Below are 25,444 nucleotides of genomic sequence, written 5' to 3' on the forward strand. Positions count from 1 at the left end.
TCGCATTGCGCGGGGACGGTGACAAAAAGCCCGATCGCCGGGAAGAGCGTGGAATAAGTCGTTCAAACCATTGCGCGGGGAATGCCGGGCGATTCCGGCGAACCTGTAGCAAACGCTTGCGTGTTTTTCCTTACACGCGAGTCTATGGGGGCGCTGGCGCGCCCGGCATTCCCCGCGCCCTTCATTTCCGAGGGCAGGATCGTGCATCACCCGGGCGCGGATCGCGCCGCTGGAAGGTAAAGGTGTGTGTGGAGCGTCGTCATTCCGGGGCGCGAGTGAAGCGAGCGAGCCCGGAATCTCGAGATTCCGGGTCTGGTCCTTCGGACCATCCCGGAATGACGAGGAGTGAAATGACGCCAAGCTCAATCCACCGACACGCCCGCGAACTCGACCACCTTGCGCCATTTCGCGGTCTCGTCAGCAACCAGCTTGCCGAATTCGGCCGGCGTCATCGGCTTCGGGATGCCGCCGAGCGTGACGAGCTGCTCGATGATCTTGGGATCCTTCAAGGCTTCGCCGACCGCCTTGTTGAGGGCATCGACGATTTCCGGCGGCGTGCCCTTCGGCGCGGAGATGCCGTAGAAGCCGACCGATTCAAATCCCGGCACGGTTTCGGCGATCGCTGGAATGTCGGGGAAGCCGGGCCAGCGCTTTGGCGAGGTGACGCCGATCGCGCGCACCGTGCCGGAGCGCGATTGCGCCAGCGCCGCCGGCATGTTGTCGAAGATCAACTGCACCTTGTTGGAAATGATGTCGGGATAGGCGATCGCCGATCCGCGGTAAGGCACATGCAGCATGTTGCAGCCGGTCATGGCCTTGAACAGTTCGCCGGACATGTGCACCGACGTGCCATAGCCCGAGGACGCGTAGTTCACCTTGCTCGGATCGGCCTTGCAGTAGTCGATGAATTCCTTGACCGTCTTCACCGGCATGGCGTTGGAGACGACCAGCATGTTGGGCAACTGCATGATGCTGGCGACGGGCACGGTGTCGCGCAGGAAATCGTAAGACAGGTGCTTGTAGAGCGAGGTCGAGATCGCGTTGTTGGGCGCGACAAACAGCAGCGTGTAGCCATCGGGAGGCGAGTTGATGCCGGCGGCCGCCGCGATATTGCCGCCGGAACCGGTACGGTTCTCCACCACGAATTGCTGGCCGAAATGCTCCGACAGCCAATTCGCCATGATGCGCGCCACCACATCGACCGGGCCGCCGGCGGAAAAGCCGATCAGCCAGCGCACCGGGCGGCTCGGATAATCGGCGGCGAAGGCAGGCCCACTGGCCACTAGGCCCACAAGGCCGATGATCGCCGCGCGCAACCCTTTCATGACTGTCACTCCATGCACTACCAAGCGTATGCTTTCATACATGGGCTTGGCTGAAATGTGAAAGGGTGCGTTTGATGTCGATCACGCGTGCGGTAGGTGCCGGGGTTCTGCTGCTGTTGCTCGCCGGCGGCGCGGCGGCGCAAGAGGGAGGCAAGGCCATTTCAAAGACCACGATCAGCCTGGGGACGGCGACACCTGGCGGCGGCTTTCCGCTGTTCGGCGGCAATTTCACGTCAGTGATGAACCGCGCCGATCCGACGCTTGTGATCGAGCCGCGCAACACCAAAGGCAGCTACGAGAACATTCCGCTGCTCGAAGCAGGCCAACTCGATCTCGGGCTTGTCGCGGGCGAGCCCGCCTATGAAGCCTTCAAGGGCATCAAGCGGCCGGTGACATCCTTGAAGATTCTGGTCGCGATGTATTCGAGCCCGGGCATGTTCGTGGTGCGCGCCGACAGTCCCTACAAGACGATCCAGGACCTGGTCGGTCAGCCTATTGCTTTCGGCGCGAAAGGCTCGGGCCTTCCGGTGATGTCGCGCTTCATCCTCGATGGGCTCGGCTTGAAGCAGGACGAGGACTTCAAGTCGATCTATCTCGATCATGCCGGCGACGGGCCGGCGATGGTGCTCGATGGGCGGGCCGCGGCGCTGTGGGGCGCAGGCAGCGGTTGGCCCGGCTTCATGGCGATGGCGAAAAGCCCCGCCGGCGCGCGTTTCATCGCGCCGACGGCGGACGAGATCGCGAAGGTTCGCGCCAGGCATCCTTTCCTTAAAGCCATGACCATTCCCCCCGGCAGCTATCCGAACCAGACAGCGCCGATCGATTCGCTGGGGTCGTGGAGCTTCGTGCTGGCGCGCGCTGACCTTTCCGATGACATCGCCTATCGGCTGATCCGTAACTTGCACGCCAACGAGGCGGCGCTCTGCAGGAAGCAGCCGCAGGCCTGCGAGACCACGGCGGCGAACACGCTCGCAGCCGCGCCCGATCCGTCACTGATCCATCCCGGCGTGATGAAATATCTGCGCGAGATCGGCGTGGCGAAACAGTGAGGGGAAACTCGTGCCCCGGACACAACGCAGCGCCATTAGCGCTTTCACGAGCGTCTTCGACACGCTATGGCGATGCGTCGCTGATCCGGGGCCTACTCGTCGGTCCCGGATCTGCGCCGCATCATTGCACGCTGCGACGCGTCCGGGACACGAGCACCGTCACTTCTTCACCAGCGAACACGCCGGGTCCGGCGGGCCGAACGCGTCCTCGCCAGAGATGGTGGTCAGCACCTTGTAATAGTCCCACGGATATTTGGACTCTTCCGGCGTCTTCACCTGCACCAGGAACAGGTCGTGCACCATCAGATTGTCCTGACGCAGGCGGCCGTGACGCGAAAAGAAGTCGTCGATCGGCTTCTCGCGCATTTTCGCCGCGACCTTGAGCGGATCGTCGGTGCCAGAGTCCTTGATCGCGTTGAGGTAGCTCATCACGGAGGAATAGACGCCGGCCTGCCACATCGTCGGCATCCGGTTCATCTTGGCGAAATAGCGCTTCGACCATTCCCGCGTCTTGTCGTCCATGTCCCAATAGAACGACGTCGTCAGCAACAGGCCCTGCGCGGCCGGCAGGCCGAGCCCGTGAATGTCGGTGATCAGCACCAACAGGCCAGCCATCTGCTGGCCACCCTTGTAAAGACCAAATTCACCGGCGGCCTTGATCTCATTGGTGTTGTTCGGTGGTCCGGCGGCGATGCCGATGATCTTCGCCTTCGAGGCCTGCGCCTGCAGGATGAAGGAGGAAACGTCCGGCGTGGCAAAGGGCAGGCGCACCGAGCCGACCACCTTGCCGCCATTCCTGGTGATGACGGCGGAAGCATCCTTCTCCAGCGCATGGCCAAAGGCATAATCGTCGGTCAGGAAGAACCAGCTGTCGCCGCCGCGCTTGACGACCGCCTGAGCGGTGCCGACCGCGAGCGCGCGGGTATCGAACACCCACTGGATCGCGTAGGGCGAGCAGAACTTGCCGTGGAAGTCGGCGGTGCCGGTCGAATGCACGATGAGAAGGCGCTTCTTCTCGTTGGCGATGTTCTGGACCGCGAGGCCCACGGCCGACACCGGCACGTCGACGATCAGATCGACCTGCTCGGTGTCGTACCAGCGCCGCGCGATGCTGGCGCCGATATCCGGCTTGAGTTGATGGTCTCCAACGATGACGCTGATCGGCTTGCCCAGAACCTTACCGCCAAAATCGTCGACCGCCATTTGAGCGGCCGTCACCGATCCCTGGCCGGTCGGCGTCGAGGCGGGGCCGTTCATATCGGTCAGGACGCCGATCTTGACGACATCGTCCGAGATTTGCGCCGCTGCCGGCAACGGAGCCGCGATTGCGGCGGCAAAAACGAGGCCAGATGCCATCTTCCAGGCAAACATCGATTCCTCCCTTAGCTTATTCCTTGGCTCATTCCTTGGCTTGTCTTGACGGTTCGACCGAGAGCCCGGTCCGGTCCGCCTTCGTTGGCCTATTCATTCGCCATTCGGCGGGGCCCGTCAACGCGAAGTCTCCCCAGCGGGCGGACGGCGAAGTTGATCTTTCGTCCAAGAGCGCGCGCGTTTTGGCCTCCACGGGCCGCTGTTTATCATGTGGATCAGGTTTGCATGACAATCGGAGGCAGCCGATATAAGGCTTTCAAACGGTTGGGCGGAGACGGGTGCCACGATGAGAGTGATCGGGATTGCCGGATGGAGCGGGGCAGGAAAGACGACCCTGATATCGCGCGTCATTCCGCACCTGCGCCAGCAGGGCTTAAGCGTCTCGGTCATCAAGCACGCCCATCACGAATTCGATGTCGACGTGCCGGGCAAGGACTCCTGGGTGCACCGGCAGTCCGGCGCAGAAGAAGTGCTGGTGTCGTCGGGCAGGCGATGGGCGTTGATGCATGAGCTACGTGGCGCGGCGGAGCCGGAACTGCCGGAGTTGTTGAAAAAGATGTCGCCGGTCGATCTCGTGGTGATCGAAGGCTTCAAGTCGGAGCCGCATCCCAAGATCGAGGTGTACCGCCAGGCGGGCGGCAAGCCGCCGCTGTTTCCGAACGATCCCGCCATTGTGGGAATTGCCACCGACGTCGCGATCAAGACCACGCTTCCCGTGGTTCACGTTGACGACATCCCGGCGGTCGCCGCGATGATGCGGAAATATGCGGTCGGTATTGACGATGTGCTGGCCGAAAGCGTCAGCCAGGCCTGAGGAGATGCCAGGTGGGGAGGTTCTTGATCGAAAAAGGCCGATTGACCGACCAAGGACGCTAATGCGCTCCGCTCGTCCGGCCATGAAACGGCTGGGGACAATTGCCATAGCCGTCCCCGGAACCGTTGCACGGGGGGAACATCGCTACCTTTTGCCTATCGACACAAGGCCGAGCTTCTGCCCCAATTCTCCTCCGTGATTTGCCGCGCGCAACAGGTACACGGCGCAATTGTGCAGAGCACAAAGAGAAGGCCTGGCGCGGCGGCGGAAAATTATCAGGGTGACGGGAACAACAGTCATGCTCGGCAAGAGAGCTGCTGTAGGGGAGGACTGAATGACGACAATCAGCAGCGCCGGAACTGTGCCCGGCGCCGGATCTGGAATTCTTGATCGCGCACACACGATCGCAAAGCCCGGCTTTAACCGCTGGCTGGTGCCGCCGGCCGCTCTCTGCATCCATCTGTGCATCGGCATGGCCTATGGCTTCTCGGTGTTCTGGCTGCCGCTGTCGCGCGCGGTCGGTCTGACCGCATCGAAAGCCTGTGCGACTCCTTCGCTCTGGACCGAGCTCTTCGCCTCCAACTGCGATTGGCGGGTGGCGAGCCTCGGCGGCATCTTCATGCTGTTCTTTGTGGTTCTCGGCGTCTCGGCCGCGATCTGGGGCGGCTGGCTCGAGCGCGCGGGTCCGCGCAAGGCCGGCGTCGTCGCGGCCTGTTGCTGGAGCGGCGGCCTGCTGGTCGGCGCGTTTGGCGTCTATGTGCATCAGCTCTGGCTCATGTGGCTCGGCGCCGGCGTCATCGGCGGCATCGGCCTTGGCCTCGGCTACATCTCGCCGGTTTCGACCCTGATCAAATGGTTCCCCGACCGCCGCGGCATGGCGACCGGCATGGCCATCATGGGATTTGGCGGCGGCGCCATGATCGGCGCGCCCTTGGCGAATATTCTGATCAACCACTTCAAGACGGCAACCGATGTCGGCGTCTGGCAGACTTTCGTCGTTATGGCCGTGATCTATTTCGTGTTCATGATGATCGGCGCCTTCGCCTACCGCGTGACGCCGGCGGGATGGCAGCCGGACGGCTGGACGCCGCCCAGCGAAAACAAGTCGATGATCTCCTCGCACAACGTGCATCTCGACAACGCGCACAAGACGCCGCAGTTCTGGCTGATCTGGTGGGTGCTGTGCCTGAACGTGTCGGCGGGCATCGGCGTGATCGGCATGGCCTCGCCGATGTTGCAGGAAATCTTCGCCGGCAAGCTGATCGGATTGCCCGATCTCAAATTCAACGCACTCTCGATCGAGCAGAAGGCCATGATCGCGGGCATCGCGGCGGGTTTTGCCGGCCTGCTGTCGCTGTTCAACATCGGCGGCCGTTTCTGCTGGGCTTCGGTGTCGGACTATATCGGCCGCAAGAACACCTATTACACCTTCTTCATTCTCGGCATCGTGCTCTATGCGCTGGAGCCGACCTTCGCCAATACCGGCTCGAAAGCTTTGTTCGTGTTGGGCTTCTGCATCATCCTGTCGATGTATGGCGGCGGCTTCTCGACGGTCCCTGCCTATCTCGCTGACATGTTCGGCACCCAGTTCGTCGGCGCCATCCACGGGCGGATCCTGACGGCGTGGTCGGCCGCCGGCATCATCGGTCCGGTGGTGGTGAACTACATCCGCGAATTCCAGCTCGCGGCCGGCGTTCCCCGCGACAGGCTCTATGACACGACCATGTACATCCTGTGTGCGATGCTGATCGCGGGAATGATCTGCAACTATCTGGTCAAGCCTGTCGATCCCAAGTGGCACATGAGCGCCGACGAGGTTGCCAAACTGCAGGCTGGCAAGAACGCGACTGCGGCACCGACCGGATCGTACGGCATCGGCAAGGGCGGCCTCGACGTCCAGGCGGCGCTGTTCTGGCTGTTCGTCGGCATTCCGCTGGCCTGGGGCGTCTGGAAGACGATCCAAAGCGCTCTCAGGATCCTTTGATCGCAACGAGCTTTCGTCGCGGAACGCGAAAGCGGCGTTCCGCGACGGCTCTCCTCAATCAATAATCAAAGAATTCATCCAAGGGGATTTTCTCATGCTTCGGATTGCCACCTGTTTCGTCGCCGGGCTTCTCGTGCTCGGTACCGTCCATCATGCGTCGGCGCAGGACGCCAAGCCATCAAGGGGACATCTCTCGATGGCCAAGCTGAAAGAAATGAAGGCCAAGTGGATGACGAACCGGCCCAAGCTCAAGGCTTGCCGCAAAGAGGTGAAGGTCAAGGGCCTGACCGGCGACGATCGCTGGTTCTACATCGCCGATTGCATGGAGCGCAGCTAAGCGGCTGCTATTGCCCGGCGTCCTTGCCGGGAAAGCTCACGAACCTCAAGAGCGGCTTGAGATAGCCGACCAGTAGATTGCCCTGGTTTTCCACGTCGAGCTCGAACCGCTCTGCCAGGAAGACCAGCGCGCAGCCCTGCGGCCGCGAGACGCGCCGCGCAAAGGCCATCGCGGAGCGCTTGAACAGGAAGATGCCAGCGCTCTCGCCACTGGCGTCCCGTGCGAGCCAGAAGCCATCGCGGTTGCGACCGACAAAGAAGGTCGGGATCGATGCGTTGATGACGGTCGGATCAAGGGGTTGGAACGGCGTCGGCAAGGCTGGCGGCCTCGCTGGCTCGCGCCTTGAAAATCCCCGATAGGTCAGCGGCATGGTGGTCATGAGGCAACCTGGTCCGTCGTGGCCATGAAGGCGTTCACGCGCCGGCCAAAGAAATTTCGGCAAAACGGTTTCGCCTGGAATCCCGTAGGAATGCGAGCCGGGGCAAGGCGGTCTCCCATAGGAAAGAGATAAAGATGGAAGGCGAGGCCGCAGGACCCGCGTCGGCTTTTATTGCGCGCCTATGACGGCGGTCGGCGGCCGGTCTCGAAATGTGCTCGTGTGCATATTCTGGGCAGTGCCGCTGTGCTGGAGCTCACGCGACCTCTTTCATCTGGCCGACGTCCTGGCGGCAGGCGGATAGCACGAGCCCTTGCTGGCACCTCACGCCGGCCTCGATCTGAAATCCCATCTGCTGGAGCTTCGCTCGAACCTCAAGGCCGGAGCCGCTTCGGTCCGCATCGATGAGGAGAGCGACCGTCGCGCTGGCGCAGAGAAAAGGAGACATCTCGGTCAGGGCTTTTTCAAGGGCGGCCGAATTGTGATCCGCGAGCAGGCCGATGGCGTGTTGCCGCCGTGGAAGCCGGCTCGTGGAGATGGTGGTCGCACGCATGAAGCCGCGCCATCTGAGCCCGAGGTAGAGCTCCATCCCGCCGCTGCCTGCGATGATCGCACGTTGAAGATACGATAGGCGCGTCAGGGCGATCATCGTGTCGAGGACCTGGGTTTGATCGGAAACGGAATGAAGCTGAACCATGACGTTCTCCATCGGCGATGGTGGGCGGCCTCATGCAAGCGCCCGTTCAGGCCGCGGGCCTCGCGCTATTGACATCAAGTTCGATTTCGCGCGCCAGTTCCACAATGGTCTCCGGGTGATGCCCGTTTTCAAAAAGCGCGAATTTGACGGCCTGGGCGCGGTTGACGAACAGCCCGCCGTAAAGGCCATGTTGCTCCTGAAGCGACCCAGTGGCCGCGACTGTTCCTGCCGATAAACGTCATGGTCGATGCAGAGTTGCACGAGCGAGGCTCGACGAGTTTCACGTTGGTATTCCTTGTTGTGGTGAGGCAGGCTGGTTCCCGATCTTCCGGATTTTCCGCGGGTCGCGGATGAGGAGCCGGAGAGTTCGCTTGCCTCATGCCCGCGAATATCGTCGGGAACGAATATGAATTCGATCGAACCGCCGCGGCGATCTCATAGGAGCCGCATGACGGCCGAACGCGACGAACAGGCAGCCGCGCGTCAACTTGGTGTTTGGAGGCAGAGCCAACCGCCCACCACCTACGCGAAATTGTCGCAGCAGAGTCGAACGTCGAGCGAATTCTCCGTCCGGGAAATGCTCGGCACGCTGGCTGTAGCGGGGGAAGCCTTGACACATTGCGCGCCGATGAATGTGCGCAGGATCGCAAGCGACAGGTCCGCGTGGCAGGCTTCGATCGACTGGTCGAGCCAATCGGGAAGCTCGCGCTGGCGCGACAGCGCGCAATGCCATTCGCCAGCGTCGTAAGCGACACGGCGAAGCCGCCATTGCGGCAATTCCAGTTCGAGCAAGGCCAGCGCCGCGTCGGTCCATGCGCCGGATTGCACCAGCCGTTCGATCCGGCTGCGGTATTCGGCGCTCGGAATGGCGAGAACGCGCCAGCAAGCCTCGCGGATCACGTCGGAGAACAACTCCGCCGTGGCGGCGTCTGCCTCGCGAAGCCTGTCGGCAAGCTCGCGCATGCGGCGCGGCTCGGCTTGCAGACACTGGCGGCTGGAGGACGCTTCGCTCATGCTTTCACTATCTGCGGCCGCCGATAGGAATTCGAGAGTGGCAAGCCCGTGATTTTATATGAGCTTCATAAAGCCGCGTGGGACCGCGCAGCCATCCACCTGCGATCAGAACGGGGACCATGTTCGTCGGGCGAGACGCAGGTTGTTCGGATTGGCCGGGTCGCACCACAGGCGGAAGACCTGCCCGCGCCGTGGCGGGGGTCCTTGCCACGGCATCCGCTCGTGCCAGGTGATGTCGTAAGGGGCGCCGTGTTGCGGCGTGATTTCAAGGGTCGCCCCGACGAGCCAGCTGTCGATCGGCGCAAACGGCAACTCCTCCGAATAAACGACGCGCGCGGTGCAACGGCGCAAGCCGTTTCCCGCTGCTTGAGCGTCGGCGGATGTCGCCGCCAGCGCGGCGCCCGCCAGCACGATCGCGGCAGCAGAACCAGACTTCATGAATGTTTCCGTATGGCTGTTTTCGCCGAAGCTTCCGATTCATGCCGTGATCTCAAGGGCGAGATAGCGTGCCGTGCGGGATAAAAGCAAGTTACCGGATGCTTACACGGGAATTCGGCGCGGTTGGTCGTGCGAAAAAATCGGGTTCTGGCTGGGTGAAAAGGGCGGGGCCTATTGGTGCCAAATGCGGGCGCGACGACGATCATGCGACAAGCAGATCGGGAAAAGCCGATTCGCGATTGTTGACATTTTCGGCAACCGCTTGCGCAGCATTAGGCAAGCGAAGAATCTCTGAGCAATCTGTAGTTATCCCCTTGTTCTGACTATTTTTATTATATGAAACTGTCTTAAAGCAGCTGTTCAATTCGGACGATACGTAAGGCTAGTGTAAGCGCGATGCTGTAACGCAGCACGACAGAAGGTGAGGCGATGTTGGGGACTTCGGCGTGAGCGTGTTCGGAAGCCTTTCAAAATCACGTGCGATCTGGCTCGCCGCGATTGTGATCGGCGGCGTTGTGCTGTTTTGGGGGCGCGGTTTTGTCGAGCTTGCCGACGGGCAGTCCGGGAAGAAGCAAAAGGTCGCCACCGTTGAGCCCGTGCGGCCGGCCGGCGACAGTCAGGGCGTCGGCCTGACGGAAAAGCAGGCCGCCGCGCTCAAGATCGGACCGGTGGCGTCGCGCGATTTCGCCATTCAGAAGACGTCCGTCGGCACCATCGACTTCAATGAAAACGTACTCGTCCAGGTGTTTTCTCAGTATCCGGGCAAGATCCTCAAGGCGTTCTACAACATCGGCGACGAAGTGAAGGCTGGCGACGTGCTGTTCACGATCGACAGTCCCGACCTGTTGCAGGCGGAATCGACGCTGCTTGCCTCTGCCGGCGTGCTCGAGCTGCAAAAGAAGGTGCTGGCGCGCGCCGTCAACCTCTTGAAGTCGGGCGGCAGCGCCCAGCGAGATGTCGATCAGTCGACCTCGGACGAGCAAACCGCCGAGGGTAACTTCAAGGCCGCCAAGGACGCGGTGCGTATCTTCGGCAAGAGCGATCCGGAGATCGACCAGATCGTCAACGACCGCAAGGTCGACTCCACGCTCGTGGTGCCGAGCCCGATCTCGGGCCGGATTGTTGCTCGCAACGCCGCGCCGGGACTGTTGACCCAGCCCGGCGGTTCGCCGGCGCCTTTCACCGTCGCCGATCTCTCGACGATGTGGATGATCGCCAACGTCATCGAGAGTGATGCGCCGGACTACAAGCTTGGGCAGCACGTCGAGGTCACGGTGCCGGCCTATCCGAACAAGGTCTTCACCGGCCGCGTGACGGTGCTGGGCGCGATGATCGATCCCAATACGCATCGGCAGCTGGTGCGCTCGGAAATCGACGATCCCGAACATCTGCTCCGCTCGGGAATGTTCGCGAGCTTCGTCATTCGCGTCGGCGACGCCTCGCACTCGCTCGCGGTGCCGGCCGAGGGCGTGGTGCGGGAAGGCGACGGCACGATGTCGGTGTGGGTTACCAAGGACAGCCGCCATTTCAGCAAGCGGACAGTGAAGACAGGGCTCGCACAGGACGGCTGGACGCAGATTTTGGAGGGGCTCTCGCCGGACGAGACGGTCGTTACGGATGGCGCGGTCTTCCTGAGCAATCAGCTCGCCTTGGGCGAGGCGGGTTAAGCGGGCCTTAGCTCGCTCCAACCGGGTACACACGGCAGGTTCAGTTGATCAAGTCGCTACTCCAGTTCGGTCTGACGCGTAGCGCGATCGTCGTGCTGGGACTTATTGTGTTTTGTGCGGCCGGACTTGTGGCGTTTTCGAAGCTGAACATCGAAGCCTATCCGAACCCGGCTCCGGTCATTCTGGAGATCACGGCGCAGGCGCCCGGTCTCTCCGCCGAGGAGATGGAGAAATATTATACGATCCCGATGGAGGTCGGGCTTTATCCGACCCCCGGCGTGGTCAATATCCGTTCCACCTCGTTCTACGGCCTGTCATTCGTTCGCGTCACCTTCAAATACGGCGTCGATTTCTATTTCGCGCTGAGCCAGGCTTCGATCAGCCTGCAGCAAAACGTCAACCTGCCGGGCAATCAGGTTGCACAAATCCAGCAGTCCAGTCTCGTCGGCGAGATCTACCGTTACCAGGTCGTCGGACCCCCGCATTTCGGGCTGACCAATCTGCGAACGGTTCAGGATTACATCGTCCTGCGGCGCATGCTGACGATTCGCGGCGTGGTGCAGATCAATTCGTGGGGCGGCACCACCAAGCAGTTCAATGTCGATGCCGACCTGCAGAAGATGGAAGCCTACAACATCACGATCCCGCAGCTCATTGCCGCGCTCGGCAACGCCAATATCAATGTCGGCGGGCGCGAGATCGCGATCGGCCAGCAATCGGTCAATATTCGCGGCGTCGGCCTCGTCGATACCGGCGGCGCCGACGATGTCACACAGGGCTACAAGGTCGGGGACATCGAGAACGTCGTTCTGACTCAATCAAACGGCCTTCCGATCCAGGTCAAGGATGTCGCGACCGTTTCCGTCGGTTACGTGCCGCGGCTTGGCATCGCCGGCAGGGACCATGATGACGACGTTGCGACCGCGATCGTCGTGATGGGACGAACCCAGCATACCAACGATATCATTCCGAAGGTCCAGGCCGAGGTCGAGAAACTCAACAGCGACGGCAGCCTGCCGCCCGGCGTCAAGGTCGTCCCCTATTACGATCGCAGTTCACTGGTCAGCGTCACCACGCGCACCGTGCTGCACAACCTGATTTTCGGCTGCCTGCTGGTCTTCATCATCCAGTGGGTATTCCTCGGCGACCTGCGCAGCGCCATCATTGTCAGCGTCAACATCCCGTTCGCGTTGTTCTTTGCCATCATCATCCTGGTCCTGCAGGGCGAGGAGGCCAACCTTCTGTCGCTCGGCGCCGTCGATTTCGGCATCATCGTCGACTCTGCCGTGATCATGATGGAAAATATCTACCGGAATTTTCAGTCCTCGCCCGAGCACCGGCGCACGTTGCTTCAGCATCTCGCTCAGGGCTATTGGGGGACCGATCCCACCTCGGGCAATGCGCAGATTGCCGGCGCTCCGACATGGACCGAGCGGTTGCGGATGATTTTCGCGAGCGCATTGCAGGTCGACAAGGCCGTTTTCTTCACGGCCGCCATCACCGTGACCGCCTTCGTTCCGCTATTCACGATGCAGGGCGTCGAGGGTCAGATCTTCGGGCCGATGGCGCGGACCTACGGTTATGCGCTGGCCGGTGCGTTGATCGCAACGTTTACGGTCACGCCGGTGCTGGCTTCGCTGCTGCTGCCCAGGCACATCGAGGAAACCGAGACCTTCATCGTGCACGGATTGCGCAGAGCCTATACGCCGGTGCTGCGCTGGGCCCTTTCAAACCTGAAGGTCGCGGTGGCGGTCGGCGTGATCTTTCTGGGCTTGAGCGGGCTCGCCGCCTCTCGCCTCGGCAGCGAATTCCTGCCGGCGCTGGAAGAGGGCAATTTCTGGATTCGCGCCGCGATGCCCTCGACCATGTCGCTCGAGGCGGGCACGGCCGCAACGGGGAAAATGCGCGAGATCCTGCTGCGGCATCCCGAAGTGATCACGGTAGTGTCGCAGCACGGGCGTCCCGACAACGGCAGCGATGCTTCACCATTTTCCAACGTGGAATTGTTCGCCCCACTCAAGCCTTTCGACGAGTGGCCGGCCAATGTGACCAAGGAAAGACTGACGGAGGAACTGCAGCGCGAATTCGCTGAGGAACTGCCCGGCATCGGCTTCAACTTCTCGCAATATATCCAGGACAACGTCGAAGAGGCGCTCTCCGGCGTGAAGGGCGCCAATTCGGTCAAGATCATCGGTCCGAACCTCCAGACCCTGGAAGGGCTTGCGAGCCAGGTGATGGCCGAGATGGCGAAGGTTCGAGGGGTGACCGATCTCGGAATCTTCCATCTGCTCGGACAGCCCAATCTCAACATCAAGATCGACCGCGACAAGGCCGCCCGTTTCGGGCTCAACACCGGCGACGTCAACGCCGTCGTTCAGGCCGCCCTCGGCGGCACGACCGCGACGACCATTCTGGAAGGCGACCGGCAGTTCAATCTGGCGGTCCGGCTCGATCCGAAATATCGCAGCAGCATCGACGCCATTCGCGGCGTCAAGGTCGCCTATACGACGCCGTCGGGCACCAACGGCTATGTACCTTTAAGCGAACTCGCCACCATCACGCTCGATACGGGCGCCTCGTTCATCTACCGCGAGCGCAGCCAGCGCTACATTCCGATCAAGTTCAGCGTCCGCGGCCGCGACCTCGGTGGCACCGTCGCCGAGGCGCAGCAGCGGGTCGAGAAGACCGTCAAGCTCCCGAACGGATACCGGATCGTCTGGTCCGGTGAATTCGAGGACTTGCAGAACGCCAGGCAGCGGCTGCTGGTGGTCGTGCCGATCACGCTGCTCCTGATCATGGTGCTGCTCTACGGGCTGTTCAATTCGCTGCGGGACAGCCTGCTGTCGGTCGCCGGTATCCCCTTTGCGATCGGTGGCGGTCTGATTGCGCTCTATTTTGCCGGGCTCGATTTTTCCGTTTCGGCCGCGATCGGCTTCATTTCGCTGTTCGGCGTGGCCGTGATGGACGGCATTCTCAACATCACCTATTTCCGCGAGCTCCGTGCCCAGGGCATGAGCGTTGCGGAGGCGGTGTTTCGCGGCGCCGAACAGCGGATGCGGCCGATGCTGATGACCGCGCTGTCGGCGGGCGCCGGCCTGTTCCCGGCGGCGATATCCCACGGCATCGGCAGCCAGGTGCAGCGCCCTCTGGCCACCGTCGTTGTCGGTGGTATGTTTATCGGGCCGCTGCTGCTTCTGGTCGTGGCGCCTGCGCTTCGAAAGATATTCCTCTCCAGAGACGCCGAACACGTCGAGATCGCCGGCGAACCGGTCGCAGTCACCCAAGGCAATTCCGATGGCTAGCGGCAGACGTAAGAAACTCCGCTTTACCGCCAGCGTGATGGTCCTGGCGATGTCGCTCGCCGTCGCCGGCTGCGCGGTGGGGCCGAATTTCAGTCCGGCGCCCGCGCCCGACGTGACCGGCTATGTGAAAGGAAACCTCGCTTCGGCCGATCCCGGCAAGGGTCCACCCAATATCCCGGGCCAACGGTTCCTGAGCGGTGAGGATGTTTCGACGCGCTGGTGGGCGGCGTTCAAGTCCGAGCCGTTGAACGAACTGGTCAAGGAATCCGTCAACCACAATCCCAACCTTCAGGCCGCGGAAGCCGCCATCAAGGTCGCCCACTACAATGCGCTTGCCCAGCGTGGCCTGTTCTTCCCGCAAGTCACGGGCAACTCGACAACCCAGCAGATTCTGGTGGCCAATCCGCAGCAGATACCGCCGATTCCGACCCAGGGGCCGCAGTCGGAATTTTCGCTGGTGACCAACCAGCTCATGGTTTCGTTCGTGCCGGACATCTGGGGCGGCAATTTCCGTGCGGTCGAGAATCTCGACGCCGTCGCCGAGCAGCAGTTGTTCCAGCTTGAAGCCGCTTACCTGACGCTGACCAGCAATGTGGTCACGGCGGCGATCCAGGAAGCCTCCTTGCGCGGGCAGATCGAAGCCACCCAGCGCATCATCGCGATCGAGAAGCATCTGCTCGACATCCTGAAACGGCAGCAGAACTTCGGTCAGGCGGCGCAGGCCGACGTGCTGGCGCAGGACGCCGCATTGGCGCAGGCCGAGGAATTGCTGCCGCCGCTTGAAAAGCAGTTGGCCCAGCAGCGCAATCTCCTGACGTCGCTCGCCGGGCAATATGCGGCCGACGAGATCCGGCAGAAGTTCGATCTGGCACATCTGAAGCTGCCGACCAATCTGCCGATCAGCCTGCCGGGCAAGCTCGTCGATCAGCGGCCGGACGTGCGGGCGGCGGAAGCCAACATGCATTCGGCGGCGGCGCAAATTGGCGTCGCGATCGCCGCCCGCCTGCCGAATATCACGCTGTCCGCCAATGGCGGCTCTGCCGCGTTCAACTGGCCGCAGACGTTTGCGCCGGGCACCGGCTTCTTTACCCTCGGCGCCGCGGCCGCTGCACCGATCTTCGATGGCCTGACGCTCTATCACAGGCAGAAGGCGGCCGAGGCCGCGCTGGAGCAGGCCGAGGCGCAATATCGCGCCACCGTCATCACCGCCTTCCAGAACGTCGCCGACGCACTTCGCGCATTGCAGGCGGATGCCAAGGCCATTCGTGCCGCGCGCCGCGCCGAAGATACCGCCAAGGCGAGCCTCGACATCGTCCAGAAGCAGCTAGACCAGGGTCAGGTCAACCAGCTCTCCGTGCTCAATGCGCAGCAGACCTATCTCAATGCGGCGGTCATTCGCGTGCAGACCGAGGCTAACCGCATGTCCGATACCGCCGCCCTGTTCATGGCGCTCGGCGGCAACTGGCCCTCGAACTGTACCGTGCCGGACTGGCGTCAGTGCACGGTTGGCGATGTGCCCGCGCCGAACATGGTTGCCACGGCCGAAGGCAAATAATCCCTAAGCCGATCCGAGGATGGCGACGCTAGTGGTCCTTTGATTCTAACATTCCGCAGTGCTCTGCGCTGCGGCGGTGGGATGTGCAGGCGGTTTGCAAAGGGCGGCGCTGAAGAAAGGTCTCCATCAGATGCGCTATTATGGCGGGCCAAAATCCCCGATGTGGCGAGGCTGACCTCTCAGGTCGCGCTCTTTTTCTCGGACCTGTCGACAGGCCGATTTTTGTTGCCTCAACTCGGCGTGGAATGTAACCCGGTTACGGGCTGCTTTCCTGTTGGGGCGTGAGATGGACATAAAAGTCTTTTTGTTTGTAATCGTAGCGACGGTGCTTGAGGCGTTCGGCGATGCAATTGTGCGGATTGGAATCGGTCAGAGCGCCTGGCTCCCGCGCGGTGCGCTGTTTCTGGCCGGCGCGGTGCTGCTCTTTGGCTACGGCCTTTCGGTCAACCTCGCGCCGCTCGAATTCAATCGCGTGGTCGGGCTCTATATCGCGACGCTTTTCGTGGTCTGGCAGATCGTGAACCTGATCGTGTTTCGCAGTCCGCCCGCCATGCCCGTCTGGGCCGGCGGCGCGCTGATCGTTCTTGGCGGAGCGATCGTTACGTTCTGGAATTGAACGACGAAAGGGCGCCGCACGGTCCTGGAAACAGGCCAGTGCCCACTTTCCGAAGTTCGTGCTCCATCGCAGCAGCCACCTTCACGAACTTCGGAAAGTCATGGGCACTCGCAAACTTATTGATTCTAGTACCGCTTTATCGATCTGAAGTCCCTGATCGAATTCGCCGCTTGTGGTGCAGGGACTTCAGATCGGCGGTACCAGGAGGATATCACCAGACCACGTAGGCGCACAGCAGGGCCAACGGCACCAGCCCAATACCCATGTATATCCAGGTGCGGTACGCGTCGGCGTCCTTGGGGAGCTTGAAAACGTTGACGATACACCACGCGCAAACGGCGACGCCGATCAACGCGCGAATGAGATCGCCGGGGGTTTCGTAGATCGAGGTGAGGCGCTCCATTTGTGGGCTTGCCACGCGCGCCGTCAGAACAACCAGAACGATCAGGAAAATAGTCCGAACGGCCACGCCGCCGGCCCAGATATGCGATGGTAGCTTCGAGGTCGTCTCTTCTTCACGCGATGGATTTACATGCAGATCCGTGTTGGTGCTCATCGCACGCTCTCGCGTCATTCCGCCCAAAACGATATCTCCTGTCGCGTTGCAGCGACAAGTGGCTAGTTTTTCTTATAGAACGGAAACAAAGGGCAATAATGCTTACGCATTTTTGGCTCCAATCCGTGAAACCTTAAGGCGGATTTCACGGCACCCCTTGGCGCCAGATGGGGTGTCTTTATTGAAGAGATTGGCATTCAATTGGCTTGGCGCAAGGGAGAAGATTCATGGCAGTCAGCATGAAATTGGCCGGTACGGCATGGATGGCCGTGACCGCCCTATTGCTTCTCGCTCCCGCCGCGCACGCCCAGATGGGCAAAAAGGGTAACCAAGGTGCGCCGACCACCGAGCAAAAGCCGCGCGTGGACGAGAAGGCCTACAAGGCCGCGCTCGATCGAATTCCCGATCCGAAGAAGCCGTATGATCCCTGGGGTCAGGTCCACGACGATTCGGCGGCAAAGCAATAGTCCAATCCTGACGTTAGCACCCGGTCTCAAGCGAGAATCGCTCCGCCTTTTCGGGCGGCATTTCGATATCCCGCACCGGCCTGCTGAACGTGCGCTTCCACGTCGCGCGCGATCCTTAAAAACCGCCTTCCCTGACTTCACCGATCGTGAACCGCTGCTGCGGGATGCGGCGAGCCCGCCCGCCTATATGAGATTCTTATAAGGTCGCGATCCCGGCCGCCTCGAAAACCTATGCACGAAGTGGCACTTCAAAGCCCGATTTGGGAGGCGATCCCGTGCTCGCCTTCCACTTGCGCGGCCGCGTCGTCGCGTGCGCGATCCGGGAGAATTCCATGCTTGATCTCATCATGTTGGCGCTGGGCTTAGGCTTCTTTGCCGCCGCCGTTGGCTACACCTATGCGTGCGAGCGGCTTTGAGGCCGGCTTCGATCCGCTCAAGCACCTTCAACGGAGCAAAGCCATGATGTTCGACTATGCCCTGGCCGGCCTCGTCTCCGCAGGCCTGCTCGTCTACCTGACCTACGCGCTGCTGCGGCCGGAGCATTTCTGACCGCGGCCTGCCTGCGGCCTGACGAAGCGTTCGCCTCATAACACCTCAGATTGATTCAAGGGCGTATCCGCCATGACTGCTATCGGATGGATTCAAATCTTCCTGTTCTGCGCCATCATCGTCGCGCTCACCAAGCCGTTCGGCTGGTACATGACGCGCGTCTTCAATGGCGAACGCACCTTCCTCTCCCACCTGCTCCGGCCCGTCGAGGCCGCGATCTACTGGATTAGTGGTGTCGACGAAAAGCGCGAGCAACATTGGGTGACCTATACGGTCGCCATGCTGCTCTTCCATGTCGGCGGATTTCTCATCCTTTATGCGGTGATGCGCTTGCAGGCCGTCCTTCCGCTCAATCCGGCAGGGCAACCGGCTGTGCCTGAAGATCTCTCCTTCAACACCGCGATCAGCTTCATCACCAACACCAACTGGCAGAACTATGGCGGAGAAAGCACCATGTCGTATCTGGTGCAGATGCTCGGCCTGACGCATCAGAATTTCCTGTCCGCCGCCACCGGCATTGCGCTTGCGGTCGCGCTGATCCGCGGCTTTTCCCGTGCGTCCGTGCGAACCGTCGGCAACTTCTGGGTCGACGTGACCCGCACCACGCTCTATGTGCTGCTGCCGATCTGCATCGTTGCCGCGCTGTTTCTGGTCTGGCAGGGCATACCGCAGACGCTTGGACCGTATGTCGACGCCACGACGCTCGAAGGCGCCAGGCAAACCATCGCGGTCGGTCCGGTGGCCTCGCAGGTCGCGGTCAAGATGCTCGGCACCAACGGCGGCGGCTTCTTCAATGCCAACGCCGCTCACCCGTTCGAAAACCCGACCGCGCTCTCCAATTTCGTGCAGATGCTGCTGATCTTCACGATCGGCGCGGCGCTGACCAATGTGTTCGGCCGCATGGTCGGCAACCAGCGGCAGGGCTGGGCCATCCTGGCGGTGATGGGAATCCTGTTCCTGGCGGGCGTCACCGTCACCTATTGGGCGGAGGCGCATGGCACCGCGATGCTCGATGCGATGGGGCTCACGGGCGGTAACATGGAAGGCAAGGAGGTTCGCTTCGGCATCGTCGCCTCGAGCCTGTTTGCCGTCGTCACCACCGCGGCGTCCTGCGGCGCCGTCAATGCGATGCATGACAGCTTCACCGCGCTCGGCGGCATGATTCCGCTGATCAACATGCAGCTCGGCGAAATCATCGTCGGCGGCGTCGGCGCCGGCCTCTATGGCATGCTGCTGTTCGTCGTGCTCGCGATCTTCGTTGCCGGCCTCATGGTTGGCCGCACGCCGGAATATGTCGGCAAGAAGATCGAAGCGCGCGAGGTGAAGATGGCGATGCTCGCCATCCTCGTATTGCCGCTGATGTATCTCGGCTGGACGGCGGTCGCGGTGGTATTGCCGTCGACGGTCGCCGCAATGAACAATGCCGGTCCGCATGGCTTTACCGAGGTGCTTTACGCCTTCACTTCAGCGACCGGCAACAACGGCTCCGCGTTCGCCGGGCTGTCCGCCAACACCTTCTTCTATAACCTAACGCTGGCAAGCGCGATGTTCGTCGGCCGCTTTTTCATGATCGTGCCGGCGATGGCGATCGCGGGCTCTCTCGCTGGGAAGAAATCCATTCCGCCCTCGGCCGGCACATTCCCGACGACAGGCGGACTATTCGTCGGTCTGGTGGTCGGCGTGATCCTCATCATTGGCGGTCTCACCTTCTTTCCGGCGCTCGCGCTCGGCCCGATCGTCGAGCACCTGGCTGACAACGCCAACACGCTGTTCTGACCGGTCATCAGGAGTTGCTTCGATGGAAGTTGTCCAGAAAACAAACAGGAAAACGCCGGTCGCCACGATGCTCGACCCGAAGATCGTGCTGCCCGCGATCGGCTCGGCCTTCGTCAAGCTCGACCCGCGGCAGATGGTCAAGAATCCCGTGATGTTCGTCGTCGAGGTCGTCGCGGCGCTCACCACCGTGATCTTCCTGCGCGATGTCGCAAGCGGCGGCGCCGATCTCGGCTTTGCCTTCCAGATCATCGTGTGGCTCTGGTTCACGGTTCTGTTCGCCAATTTTGCCGAGGCCGTCGCCGAAGGCCGCGGCAAGGCGCAGGCGGAATCGCTGCGCAAGACGCGTACCGAAAGCCAGGCCAAACTCTTGACTGGCTCGGCTAAGGACTATCGCCTGGTGCCGGGCACTGCTCTCAAGGTCGGCGACATCGTGCTGGTCGAGGCCGGCGACAATATTCCGTCCGATGGCGAAATCATCGAAGGCGTCGCTTCGGTCAACGAAGCGGCGATCACCGGCGAATCCGCCCCTGTCATCCGCGAATCCGGCGGCGACCGTTCGGCGGTAACCGGCGGCACGCAGGTGTTGTCGGACTGGATCCGTGTCCGCATCACGGCGGCGCAAGGCTCGACCTTCATCGACCGCATGATCAAGCTGGTCGAGGGCGCCGAGCGGCAGAAGACGCCGAACGAAATCGCGCTCAATATTTTGCTCGCGGGCCTTACCATCATCTTCGTGTTTGCGACCGTCACCATCCCGAGCTACGCGGCTTACGCCGGCGGCCAGATTTCGGTGATCATCCTGGTGGCGCTGTTTGTCACGCTGATTCCCACCACTATCGGTGCGCTATTGTCGGCGATCGGCATCGCCGGCATGGACCGCCTGGTCCGTTTCAATGTGCTGGCGATGTCCGGCCGCGCGGTCGAAGCCGCAGGCGACGTCGATACGCTTTTGCTCGACAAGACCGGCACCATCACGCTCGGTAATCGCCAGGCAACGGCATTCCGCCCGATTCGCGGCGTCAGCGAACAGGAACTGGCGGATGCGGCGCAGCTTGCCTCGCTGGCCGACGAAACGCCGGAAGGCCGCTCGATCGTGGTGCTGGCCAAGGAAAAATACGGCATCCGCGGCCGCGACATGGGCGAGTTGTCGGCGACGTTCGTGCCGTTCACGGCGCAGACCCGGATGAGCGGCATCGATGCCGCCGGCTCGTCGGTGCGAAAGGGCGCGGTCGAAGCCATCCTCAATTATGTCGGCGGCATCACGGCGCAGACCAGCGTGGCCGGCAATGCGGTTCGCGCCCTCCAGCCGTCCATGAGTTCAGACGCCGCGCGAGAAATCACCGCGATCTCGGACGAAATCGCCAAGGCCGGCGGCACGCCGCTCGCGGTCGCCAAAGACGGCCGTCTGCTCGGCGTCGTTCAGCTGAAGGATATTGTCAAGGGCGGCATCCGCGAGCGCTTTGCGGAGCTGCGCCGCATGGGCATCCGCACCGTGATGATCACCGGCGACAACCCGATGACGGCGGCGGCGATTGCGGCGGAAGCCGGCGTGGACGACTTCCTCGCGCAGGCCACGCCCGAAGACAAGCTGAAGCTGATTCGAAGCGAGCAGGCCAACGGCAAGCTGGTGGCGATGTGCGGCGACGGCACCAACGATGCGCCGGCGCTGGCGCAGGCGGACGTGGGCGTCGCCATGAACACCGGCACGCAGGCCGCTCGCGAAGCCGGCAACATGGTCGATCTCGAGTCCAACCCGACCAAGCTGATCGAGGTGGTTGAGATCGGAAAGCAGCTCCTGATGACGCGCGGCGCACTGACGACATTTTCGATCGCCAACGACGTCGCCAAGTATTTTGCGATCATCCCGGCGATGTTTTTGACGTTCTACCCGCAACTCGCCGTGCTCAATGTGATGCACCTGGCGAGCCCGCAAAGCGCGATCCTGTCCGCGATCATCTTCAATGCGCTGATCATCGTCGCGCTGATTCCGCTGGCGCTGAAGGGCGTGGCCTATCGTGCGATCGGCGCCGGCGCGCTGTTGCGCCGTAACCTGCTGGTCTATGGCCTCGGCGGCATCATCATTCCCTTTATCGGCATCAAGGCGATCGACCTCGTCGTCGCCGCGCTGCATCTGGCGTGAACGTCGCCGTCATTCCGGGGCTATGCGAAGCATAGAACCCGGAATCTCGAGATTCCGGGTCTGGTCCTTCGGACCATCCCGGAATGACCACAGAGGAGATAAAAATGCTCAGAGAAATTCGTCCCGCCATCCTGGTGCTTTTGCTGCTGACCGCGATCACGGGCGTTGCTTATCCGCTGGCGATGACGGAAGTCGCAGGCGCGATCTTTCCGAGGCAGGCGGAAGGAAGCCTGATCGAGCGCGACGGCAAGGTGGTCGGTTCCGCGCTGATCGGCCAGGAGTTCAAGGACGATAAATATTTCCACGGCCGGCCGTCGGCGACGACCAGCCCGGATCCGGCCGACGCCGGCAAGACGGTGCCCGCGCCCTACAACGCAGCGAATTCCGGCGCTTCGAACCTTGGACCGACCAGCAAGGCCTTGGCCGACCGGATCAAGGGAGATGTGGACAAGCTGAAAGCGGAGAATCCGTCGAGCGCGGTTCCGGTCGATCTGGTGACGACGTCGGCCAGCGGTCTGGACCCGGACATCTCGCCGGAGGGCGCGCTCTTTCAGGTGCCGCGCGTCGCGAAGGCTCGTGGCATGCCGGAGGATAAACTCCGCCGGCTCGTGGCGGAAAACACCTCCGGCCGCCTGATCGGGATCTTTGGCGAACCCAGGGTTAACGTGCTCGAGCTCAATCTGGCGCTGGACGCGGCCACCTCGAAATAATGTCGGTTTGAACGGGATGTATATGGTTGAGTCGATCTGTCGGCGAGCGCACTTACCTCTCCCACAAGGGGAGAGGGAGCTGACCACCGATGCCGTTGCAGATTAGCCTAACTCTATCACCGGCTAGGCCCAGCACGGCGCGGGGACTATAATAATCCTATGGTTCAACAGCAGCGCCGCGATTCCGAACAACGCCCTTCACCGGAGGCCCTGCTGGAGGCGGCGCGGCGCGAGAATAGCGCGGCCGGACGGCTGAAGATCTTTATCGGTGCCGCTCCCGGCGTCGGCAAGACCTATGAGATGCTGCAAAGCGCCCATGCGCGCAAGAAGGCCGGCATCGATGTCGTGGTCGGCTTTGTCGAGACTCACGGCCGCGCCGAGACCGAAGCGCTGCTGCACGGCCTCGAAGTCATCCCGCGCAAGCGCATCGCCTACCGGGATCAGACGCTCGAGGAAATTGACCTCGATGCGCTGATCGCGCGGCGTCCTCAGCTGGCGCTGGTCGACGAACTCGCCCACACCAATGCACCCGGCGGCCGCCACCCCAAGCGCTATCTCGATGTCGAGGAGCTGTTGTCGCGCGGTATCGACGTCTACACCGCGGTCAACGTCCAGCATATCGAAAGCCTCAACGACGTGATCGCGCAGATCACGCATGTGCGCGTGCGCGAAACGGTGCCCGATTCGGTATTCGACCGCGCCGACGGCATCGAGCTGATCGATCTAACGCCGGACGACCTGATCCAGCGGCTGAAGGAAGGCAAGGTCTACGTTCCCAAGCAGGCCGAGCGCGCGCTCGAACATTATTTTTCGCCGGGCAACCTGACCGCGTTGCGCGAACTCGCGCTTCGGCGCACCGCCGAGCGCGTCGACGTACAATTGCTCAATCACATGCAGGCCAATGCCATCGCGGGCCCGTGGGCCGCGGGCGAGCGCATTCTCGTCTGCATCAGCGAAGACCCACGCTCGGCCGGGCTGGTGCGCTACACCAAGCGGCTGGCCGACCGCCTGCACGCGCCGTGGACCGCTGTCAGCATCGAGACGCGCCGCTCGATGCGGCTGAGCGACGTTGAGCGGGACCGTCTTGCCGATACGCTGCGGCTGGCCGAAGCGCTCGGCGGCGAGGCGATGACGATTCCGGCCGTCGGACGGCGCATTGCCGACGACATCATCGGATTCGCGCAGACCAACAATGTCACCCAGATCATCATCGGAAAATCGCAGCGCCCCTGGTGGTTCGAACTGACCCGGGGGTCGGTGGTGCACGATCTCGTGCGCCGCTCCGGCAATATCAGCGTCAATGTGATTGCGGGAGAGGAACTCGCGGCCGATCCGATGCCGAAAAAGACAGTGCGCACAGCCGAGCGCCGCGAGCCGTTCAATCCGAGACCGTACCTGATGGCGCTCCTGATCGTGGCGATCGGGCTCGTCGCGGCGGAATTGATTCAGCGGCCGTTCGGCATCGAAAATGTCGACCTGGTATTTCTGACCGCGGTAGTCGGTGTCGCGGTCCGCTTCGGGCTGTGGCCGTCGCTGCTCGCCAGCGTCACGGCCTCGCTCTGCTATAACTTCTTCTTCCTGCCGCCGATCTATACCTTCACGATCACCGATCCGACGAACGTTGCGGCGTTCTTCTTCTTCATGCTGATTGCGATTCTCGTCTCCAATGTCGCCGCGCGGGTACGCACCCAGGCCGATACCGCGATCGGCCGCATCAGGACCACCGAGCAGCTTTACGCCTTCAGCCGGAAGCTGGCGGGCACCGGCACGCTCGACGACGTGCTGTGGGCCAGCGCCTATCAGACCGCGTTGATGCTGAAGGTGCGCGTGGTGCTGCTGCTGCCGGAGAACGGCGTCTTGACCGTGAAAACCGGTTATCCGCCGGAGGATCAGCTCGACAAGGCGGACCTTGCTGCTGCCAATTGGGCCTGGGGCAACGACCGTCCGGCGGGACGCGGGTCTGACACGCTGCCCGGCGCCAAGCGGCTGTTTTTGCCGATGCGGACCGGGCGCGGGTTGATCGGTGTCGTCGGCATCGACGACGACAGGAGCGGTCCATTGTTGACCCCGGATCAGCGCCGCCTGCTCGACGCGCTGGTCGATCAGGGCGCGCTTGCGATCGAACGCGTGCTGCTGGTGGAGGATATGGATCGCGTCAAGCGCACCGTCGAGTCGGACCGCTTGCGCTCGGCGCTCTTGACCTCGATCTCGCACGACCTCAAGACGCCGCTCGCCTCCGTGCTCGGCGCCGCCTCGACCATGCGCGACCTCTCGGGTGCGCTCAGCGATTCCGAAAAGGGTGACCTTCTGGGTACCGTGATCGACGAGTCCGAGCGGCTCAACCGTTTTATCGCCAATTTGCTCGACATGACCAAGCTGGAATCCGGCGCCATCAAGCCGAATCCGGCGCGGCACGATATCGACGAGATCGTCGGCAGCGCCCTGCGGCGCGCCGGCAAGATTCTCGCGCATCACAAGGTTTTGCTGGAGCTCGCCGCCGATCTGCCGATGCTGGAACTCGACGCGGTATTGTTCGAGCAGGCGCTTTTCAACCTGTTGGACAACGCGGCCAAATATGCACCCGTGGACTCCACGATATCGATCAGGAGTTTTCGGGAAAACGATCGCGTCGCCCTGCAAGTCATCGACGAAGGTGACGGCATTCCGCGTTCGGAACTGGAGAGCGTGTTCGACAAATTTT

General features: G+C 62.2%; 22 protein-coding genes and 1 pseudogene. 15 read left to right on the forward strand and 8 right to left on the reverse strand.

Features of this window, described 5'->3' with window-relative positions; translation table 11 throughout:
• Positions 1-362: 362 nt before the first annotated feature.
• Positions 363-1,325, reverse strand: coding sequence for a tripartite tricarboxylate transporter substrate binding protein (locus M6D32_RS26475; protein ID WP_298261935.1), 963 nt, complete (start codon positions 1,323-1,325; stop codon positions 363-365).
• Positions 1,326-1,399: 74 nt separating this feature from the next.
• On the opposite strand from M6D32_RS26475, the gene M6D32_RS26480 reads away from it, so the two are divergent.
• Complete coding sequence (locus tag M6D32_RS26480; protein ID WP_298261937.1) at positions 1,400-2,374, forward strand: TAXI family TRAP transporter solute-binding subunit; 975 nt, start codon at positions 1,400-1,402, stop codon at positions 2,372-2,374.
• A gap of 159 nt (positions 2,375-2,533) precedes the next feature.
• Here the strand turns inward: M6D32_RS26480 and M6D32_RS26485 are convergent, their stop codons facing one another.
• On the reverse strand, positions 2,534-3,730 hold the full coding sequence (locus M6D32_RS26485; protein WP_298261978.1) for an ABC transporter substrate-binding protein: 1,197 nt from the start codon (positions 3,728-3,730) through the stop codon (positions 2,534-2,536).
• A 262-nt stretch (positions 3,731-3,992) separates the two neighbouring features.
• On the opposite strand from M6D32_RS26485, the gene mobB reads away from it, so the two are divergent.
• The 3 genes from mobB (at position 3,993) to M6D32_RS26500 (ending at position 6,880) form a co-directional block, all read left to right on the forward strand.
• Positions 3,993-4,559, forward strand: a complete 567-nt coding sequence (gene mobB, locus M6D32_RS26490) for a molybdopterin-guanine dinucleotide biosynthesis protein B (protein WP_298261980.1) — start codon at positions 3,993-3,995, stop codon at positions 4,557-4,559.
• A gap of 334 nt (positions 4,560-4,893) precedes the next feature.
• Positions 4,894-6,543 carry an OFA family MFS transporter gene (locus M6D32_RS26495; protein WP_298261939.1) on the forward strand — a complete coding sequence of 550 codons (1,650 nt, stop codon included), beginning with the start codon at positions 4,894-4,896 and terminating at the stop codon, positions 6,541-6,543.
• Positions 6,544-6,637: 94 nt separating this feature from the next.
• Positions 6,638-6,880, forward strand: a complete 243-nt coding sequence (locus M6D32_RS26500; protein ID WP_298261941.1) for a hypothetical protein — start codon at positions 6,638-6,640, stop codon at positions 6,878-6,880.
• 7 nt (positions 6,881-6,887) lie between these two features.
• Here the strand turns inward: M6D32_RS26500 and M6D32_RS26505 are convergent, their stop codons facing one another.
• The 5 genes and pseudogenes from M6D32_RS26505 to M6D32_RS26525 form a co-directional block, all read right to left on the reverse strand.
• On the reverse strand, positions 6,888-7,259 hold the full coding sequence (locus M6D32_RS26505; protein ID WP_298261942.1) for a hypothetical protein: 372 nt from the start codon (positions 7,257-7,259) through the stop codon (positions 6,888-6,890).
• A 253-nt stretch (positions 7,260-7,512) separates the two neighbouring features.
• A complete protein-coding gene (locus tag M6D32_RS26510) occupies positions 7,513-7,953 on the reverse strand; it encodes a hypothetical protein (RefSeq protein ID WP_298261944.1) in 441 nt (146 codons plus the stop codon).
• A gap of 46 nt (positions 7,954-7,999) precedes the next feature.
• A pseudogene (locus M6D32_RS26515) lies at positions 8,000-8,237 on the reverse strand (hypothetical protein).
• A gap of 238 nt (positions 8,238-8,475) precedes the next feature.
• Positions 8,476-8,967 carry a hypothetical protein gene (locus M6D32_RS26520; RefSeq protein ID WP_298261946.1) on the reverse strand — a complete coding sequence of 164 codons (492 nt, stop codon included), beginning with the start codon at positions 8,965-8,967 and terminating at the stop codon, positions 8,476-8,478.
• A gap of 105 nt (positions 8,968-9,072) precedes the next feature.
• Complete coding sequence (locus M6D32_RS26525) at positions 9,073-9,405, reverse strand: hypothetical protein (RefSeq protein WP_298261948.1); 333 nt, start codon at positions 9,403-9,405, stop codon at positions 9,073-9,075.
• A gap of 446 nt (positions 9,406-9,851) precedes the next feature.
• Between M6D32_RS26525 and M6D32_RS26530 the strand changes: the two genes are divergently transcribed.
• The 4 genes from M6D32_RS26530 (at position 9,852) to M6D32_RS26545 (ending at position 16,545) form a co-directional block, all read left to right on the forward strand.
• Entirely contained in the window at positions 9,852-11,072 is a 1,221-nt protein-coding gene (locus tag M6D32_RS26530; RefSeq protein WP_298261950.1) for an efflux RND transporter periplasmic adaptor subunit, read from the forward strand.
• 44 nt (positions 11,073-11,116) lie between these two features.
• On the forward strand, positions 11,117-14,374 hold the full coding sequence (locus M6D32_RS26535; protein ID WP_298261952.1) for an efflux RND transporter permease subunit: 3,258 nt from the start codon (positions 11,117-11,119) through the stop codon (positions 14,372-14,374).
• A complete protein-coding gene (locus tag M6D32_RS26540) occupies positions 14,367-15,929 on the forward strand; it encodes an efflux transporter outer membrane subunit (RefSeq protein WP_298261954.1) in 1,563 nt (520 codons plus the stop codon). The genes M6D32_RS26535 and M6D32_RS26540 overlap by 8 nt, the downstream gene beginning before the upstream one ends.
• A gap of 286 nt (positions 15,930-16,215) precedes the next feature.
• The gene (locus M6D32_RS26545; RefSeq protein WP_298261956.1) at positions 16,216-16,545 is read left to right on the forward strand and encodes a hypothetical protein; all 330 of its coding nucleotides are present in this window, start codon (positions 16,216-16,218) and stop codon (positions 16,543-16,545) included.
• A gap of 211 nt (positions 16,546-16,756) precedes the next feature.
• On the opposite strand, the gene M6D32_RS26550 is transcribed toward M6D32_RS26545, so the two are convergent.
• Positions 16,757-17,101, reverse strand: coding sequence for a hypothetical protein (locus tag M6D32_RS26550; protein WP_298261958.1), 345 nt, complete (start codon positions 17,099-17,101; stop codon positions 16,757-16,759).
• A gap of 263 nt (positions 17,102-17,364) precedes the next feature.
• On the opposite strand from M6D32_RS26550, the gene M6D32_RS26555 reads away from it, so the two are divergent.
• The 7 genes from M6D32_RS26555 to M6D32_RS26585 all read left to right on the forward strand — a co-directional run.
• On the forward strand, positions 17,365-17,568 hold the full coding sequence (locus M6D32_RS26555; RefSeq protein WP_298261982.1) for a hypothetical protein: 204 nt from the start codon (positions 17,365-17,367) through the stop codon (positions 17,566-17,568).
• A gap of 275 nt (positions 17,569-17,843) precedes the next feature.
• The gene (locus M6D32_RS26560) at positions 17,844-17,984 is read left to right on the forward strand and encodes a hypothetical protein (RefSeq protein ID WP_298261960.1); all 141 of its coding nucleotides are present in this window, start codon (positions 17,844-17,846) and stop codon (positions 17,982-17,984) included.
• On the forward strand, positions 17,965-18,117 hold the full coding sequence (locus M6D32_RS26565) for a K(+)-transporting ATPase subunit F (RefSeq protein ID WP_298261962.1): 153 nt from the start codon (positions 17,965-17,967) through the stop codon (positions 18,115-18,117). The genes M6D32_RS26560 and M6D32_RS26565 overlap by 20 nt, the downstream gene beginning before the upstream one ends.
• A gap of 72 nt (positions 18,118-18,189) precedes the next feature.
• Entirely contained in the window at positions 18,190-19,893 is a 1,704-nt protein-coding gene (gene kdpA / locus M6D32_RS26570) for a potassium-transporting ATPase subunit KdpA (protein ID WP_298261964.1), read from the forward strand.
• Positions 19,894-19,915: 22 nt separating this feature from the next.
• Positions 19,916-22,033 (forward strand): potassium-transporting ATPase subunit KdpB, encoded by a 2,118-nt coding sequence (kdpB, locus tag M6D32_RS26575; protein ID WP_298261966.1) that lies wholly within the window; start codon positions 19,916-19,918, stop codon positions 22,031-22,033.
• A gap of 104 nt (positions 22,034-22,137) precedes the next feature.
• Entirely contained in the window at positions 22,138-22,743 is a 606-nt protein-coding gene (locus M6D32_RS26580) for a K(+)-transporting ATPase subunit C (protein WP_298261968.1), read from the forward strand.
• Between the two features lie 159 nt (positions 22,744-22,902).
• Positions 22,903-25,444: sensor histidine kinase KdpD (locus M6D32_RS26585; protein WP_298261970.1), on the forward strand; the 2,542-nt coding region annotated here is incomplete at its 3' end.

This window comes from Bradyrhizobium sp., from assembly GCF_027307225.1.
Classification (GTDB): Bacteria; Pseudomonadota; Alphaproteobacteria; order Rhizobiales; family Xanthobacteraceae; genus Bradyrhizobium.

Bases quoted from the DNA above. Each gene is read 5' to 3' on its own strand.
- M6D32_RS26475 (WP_298261935.1), bottom strand. From the start codon at position 1,325: ATGAAAGGGTTGCGCGCGGCGATCATCGGCCTTGTGGGCCTAGTGGCC.
- M6D32_RS26480 (WP_298261937.1), top strand. From the start codon at position 1,400: ATGTCGATCACGCGTGCGGTAGGTGCCGGGGTTCTGCTGCTGTTGCTC.
- M6D32_RS26485 (WP_298261978.1), bottom strand. From the start codon at position 3,730: ATGGCATCTGGCCTCGTTTTTGCCGCCGCAATCGCGGCTCCGTTGCCG.
- M6D32_RS26495 (WP_298261939.1), top strand. From the start codon at position 4,894: ATGACGACAATCAGCAGCGCCGGAACTGTGCCCGGCGCCGGATCTGGA.
- M6D32_RS26500 (WP_298261941.1), top strand. From the start codon at position 6,638: ATGCTTCGGATTGCCACCTGTTTCGTCGCCGGGCTTCTCGTGCTCGGT.
- M6D32_RS26505 (WP_298261942.1), bottom strand. From the start codon at position 7,259: ATGACCACCATGCCGCTGACCTATCGGGGATTTTCAAGGCGCGAGCCA.
- M6D32_RS26510 (WP_298261944.1), bottom strand. From the start codon at position 7,953: ATGGTTCAGCTTCATTCCGTTTCCGATCAAACCCAGGTCCTCGACACG.
- M6D32_RS26520 (WP_298261946.1), bottom strand. From the start codon at position 8,967: ATGAGCGAAGCGTCCTCCAGCCGCCAGTGTCTGCAAGCCGAGCCGCGC.
- M6D32_RS26525 (WP_298261948.1), bottom strand. From the start codon at position 9,405: ATGAAGTCTGGTTCTGCTGCCGCGATCGTGCTGGCGGGCGCCGCGCTG.
- M6D32_RS26540 (WP_298261954.1), top strand. From the start codon at position 14,367: ATGGCTAGCGGCAGACGTAAGAAACTCCGCTTTACCGCCAGCGTGATG.
- M6D32_RS26545 (WP_298261956.1), top strand. From the start codon at position 16,216: ATGGACATAAAAGTCTTTTTGTTTGTAATCGTAGCGACGGTGCTTGAG.
- M6D32_RS26550 (WP_298261958.1), bottom strand. From the start codon at position 17,101: ATGAGCACCAACACGGATCTGCATGTAAATCCATCGCGTGAAGAAGAG.
- M6D32_RS26555 (WP_298261982.1), top strand. From the start codon at position 17,365: ATGGCCGTGACCGCCCTATTGCTTCTCGCTCCCGCCGCGCACGCCCAG.
- M6D32_RS26565 (WP_298261962.1), top strand. From the start codon at position 17,965: ATGCGTGCGAGCGGCTTTGAGGCCGGCTTCGATCCGCTCAAGCACCTT.
- kdpA (WP_298261964.1), top strand. From the start codon at position 18,190: ATGACTGCTATCGGATGGATTCAAATCTTCCTGTTCTGCGCCATCATC.
- kdpB (WP_298261966.1), top strand. From the start codon at position 19,916: ATGGAAGTTGTCCAGAAAACAAACAGGAAAACGCCGGTCGCCACGATG.
- M6D32_RS26580 (WP_298261968.1), top strand. From the start codon at position 22,138: ATGCTCAGAGAAATTCGTCCCGCCATCCTGGTGCTTTTGCTGCTGACC.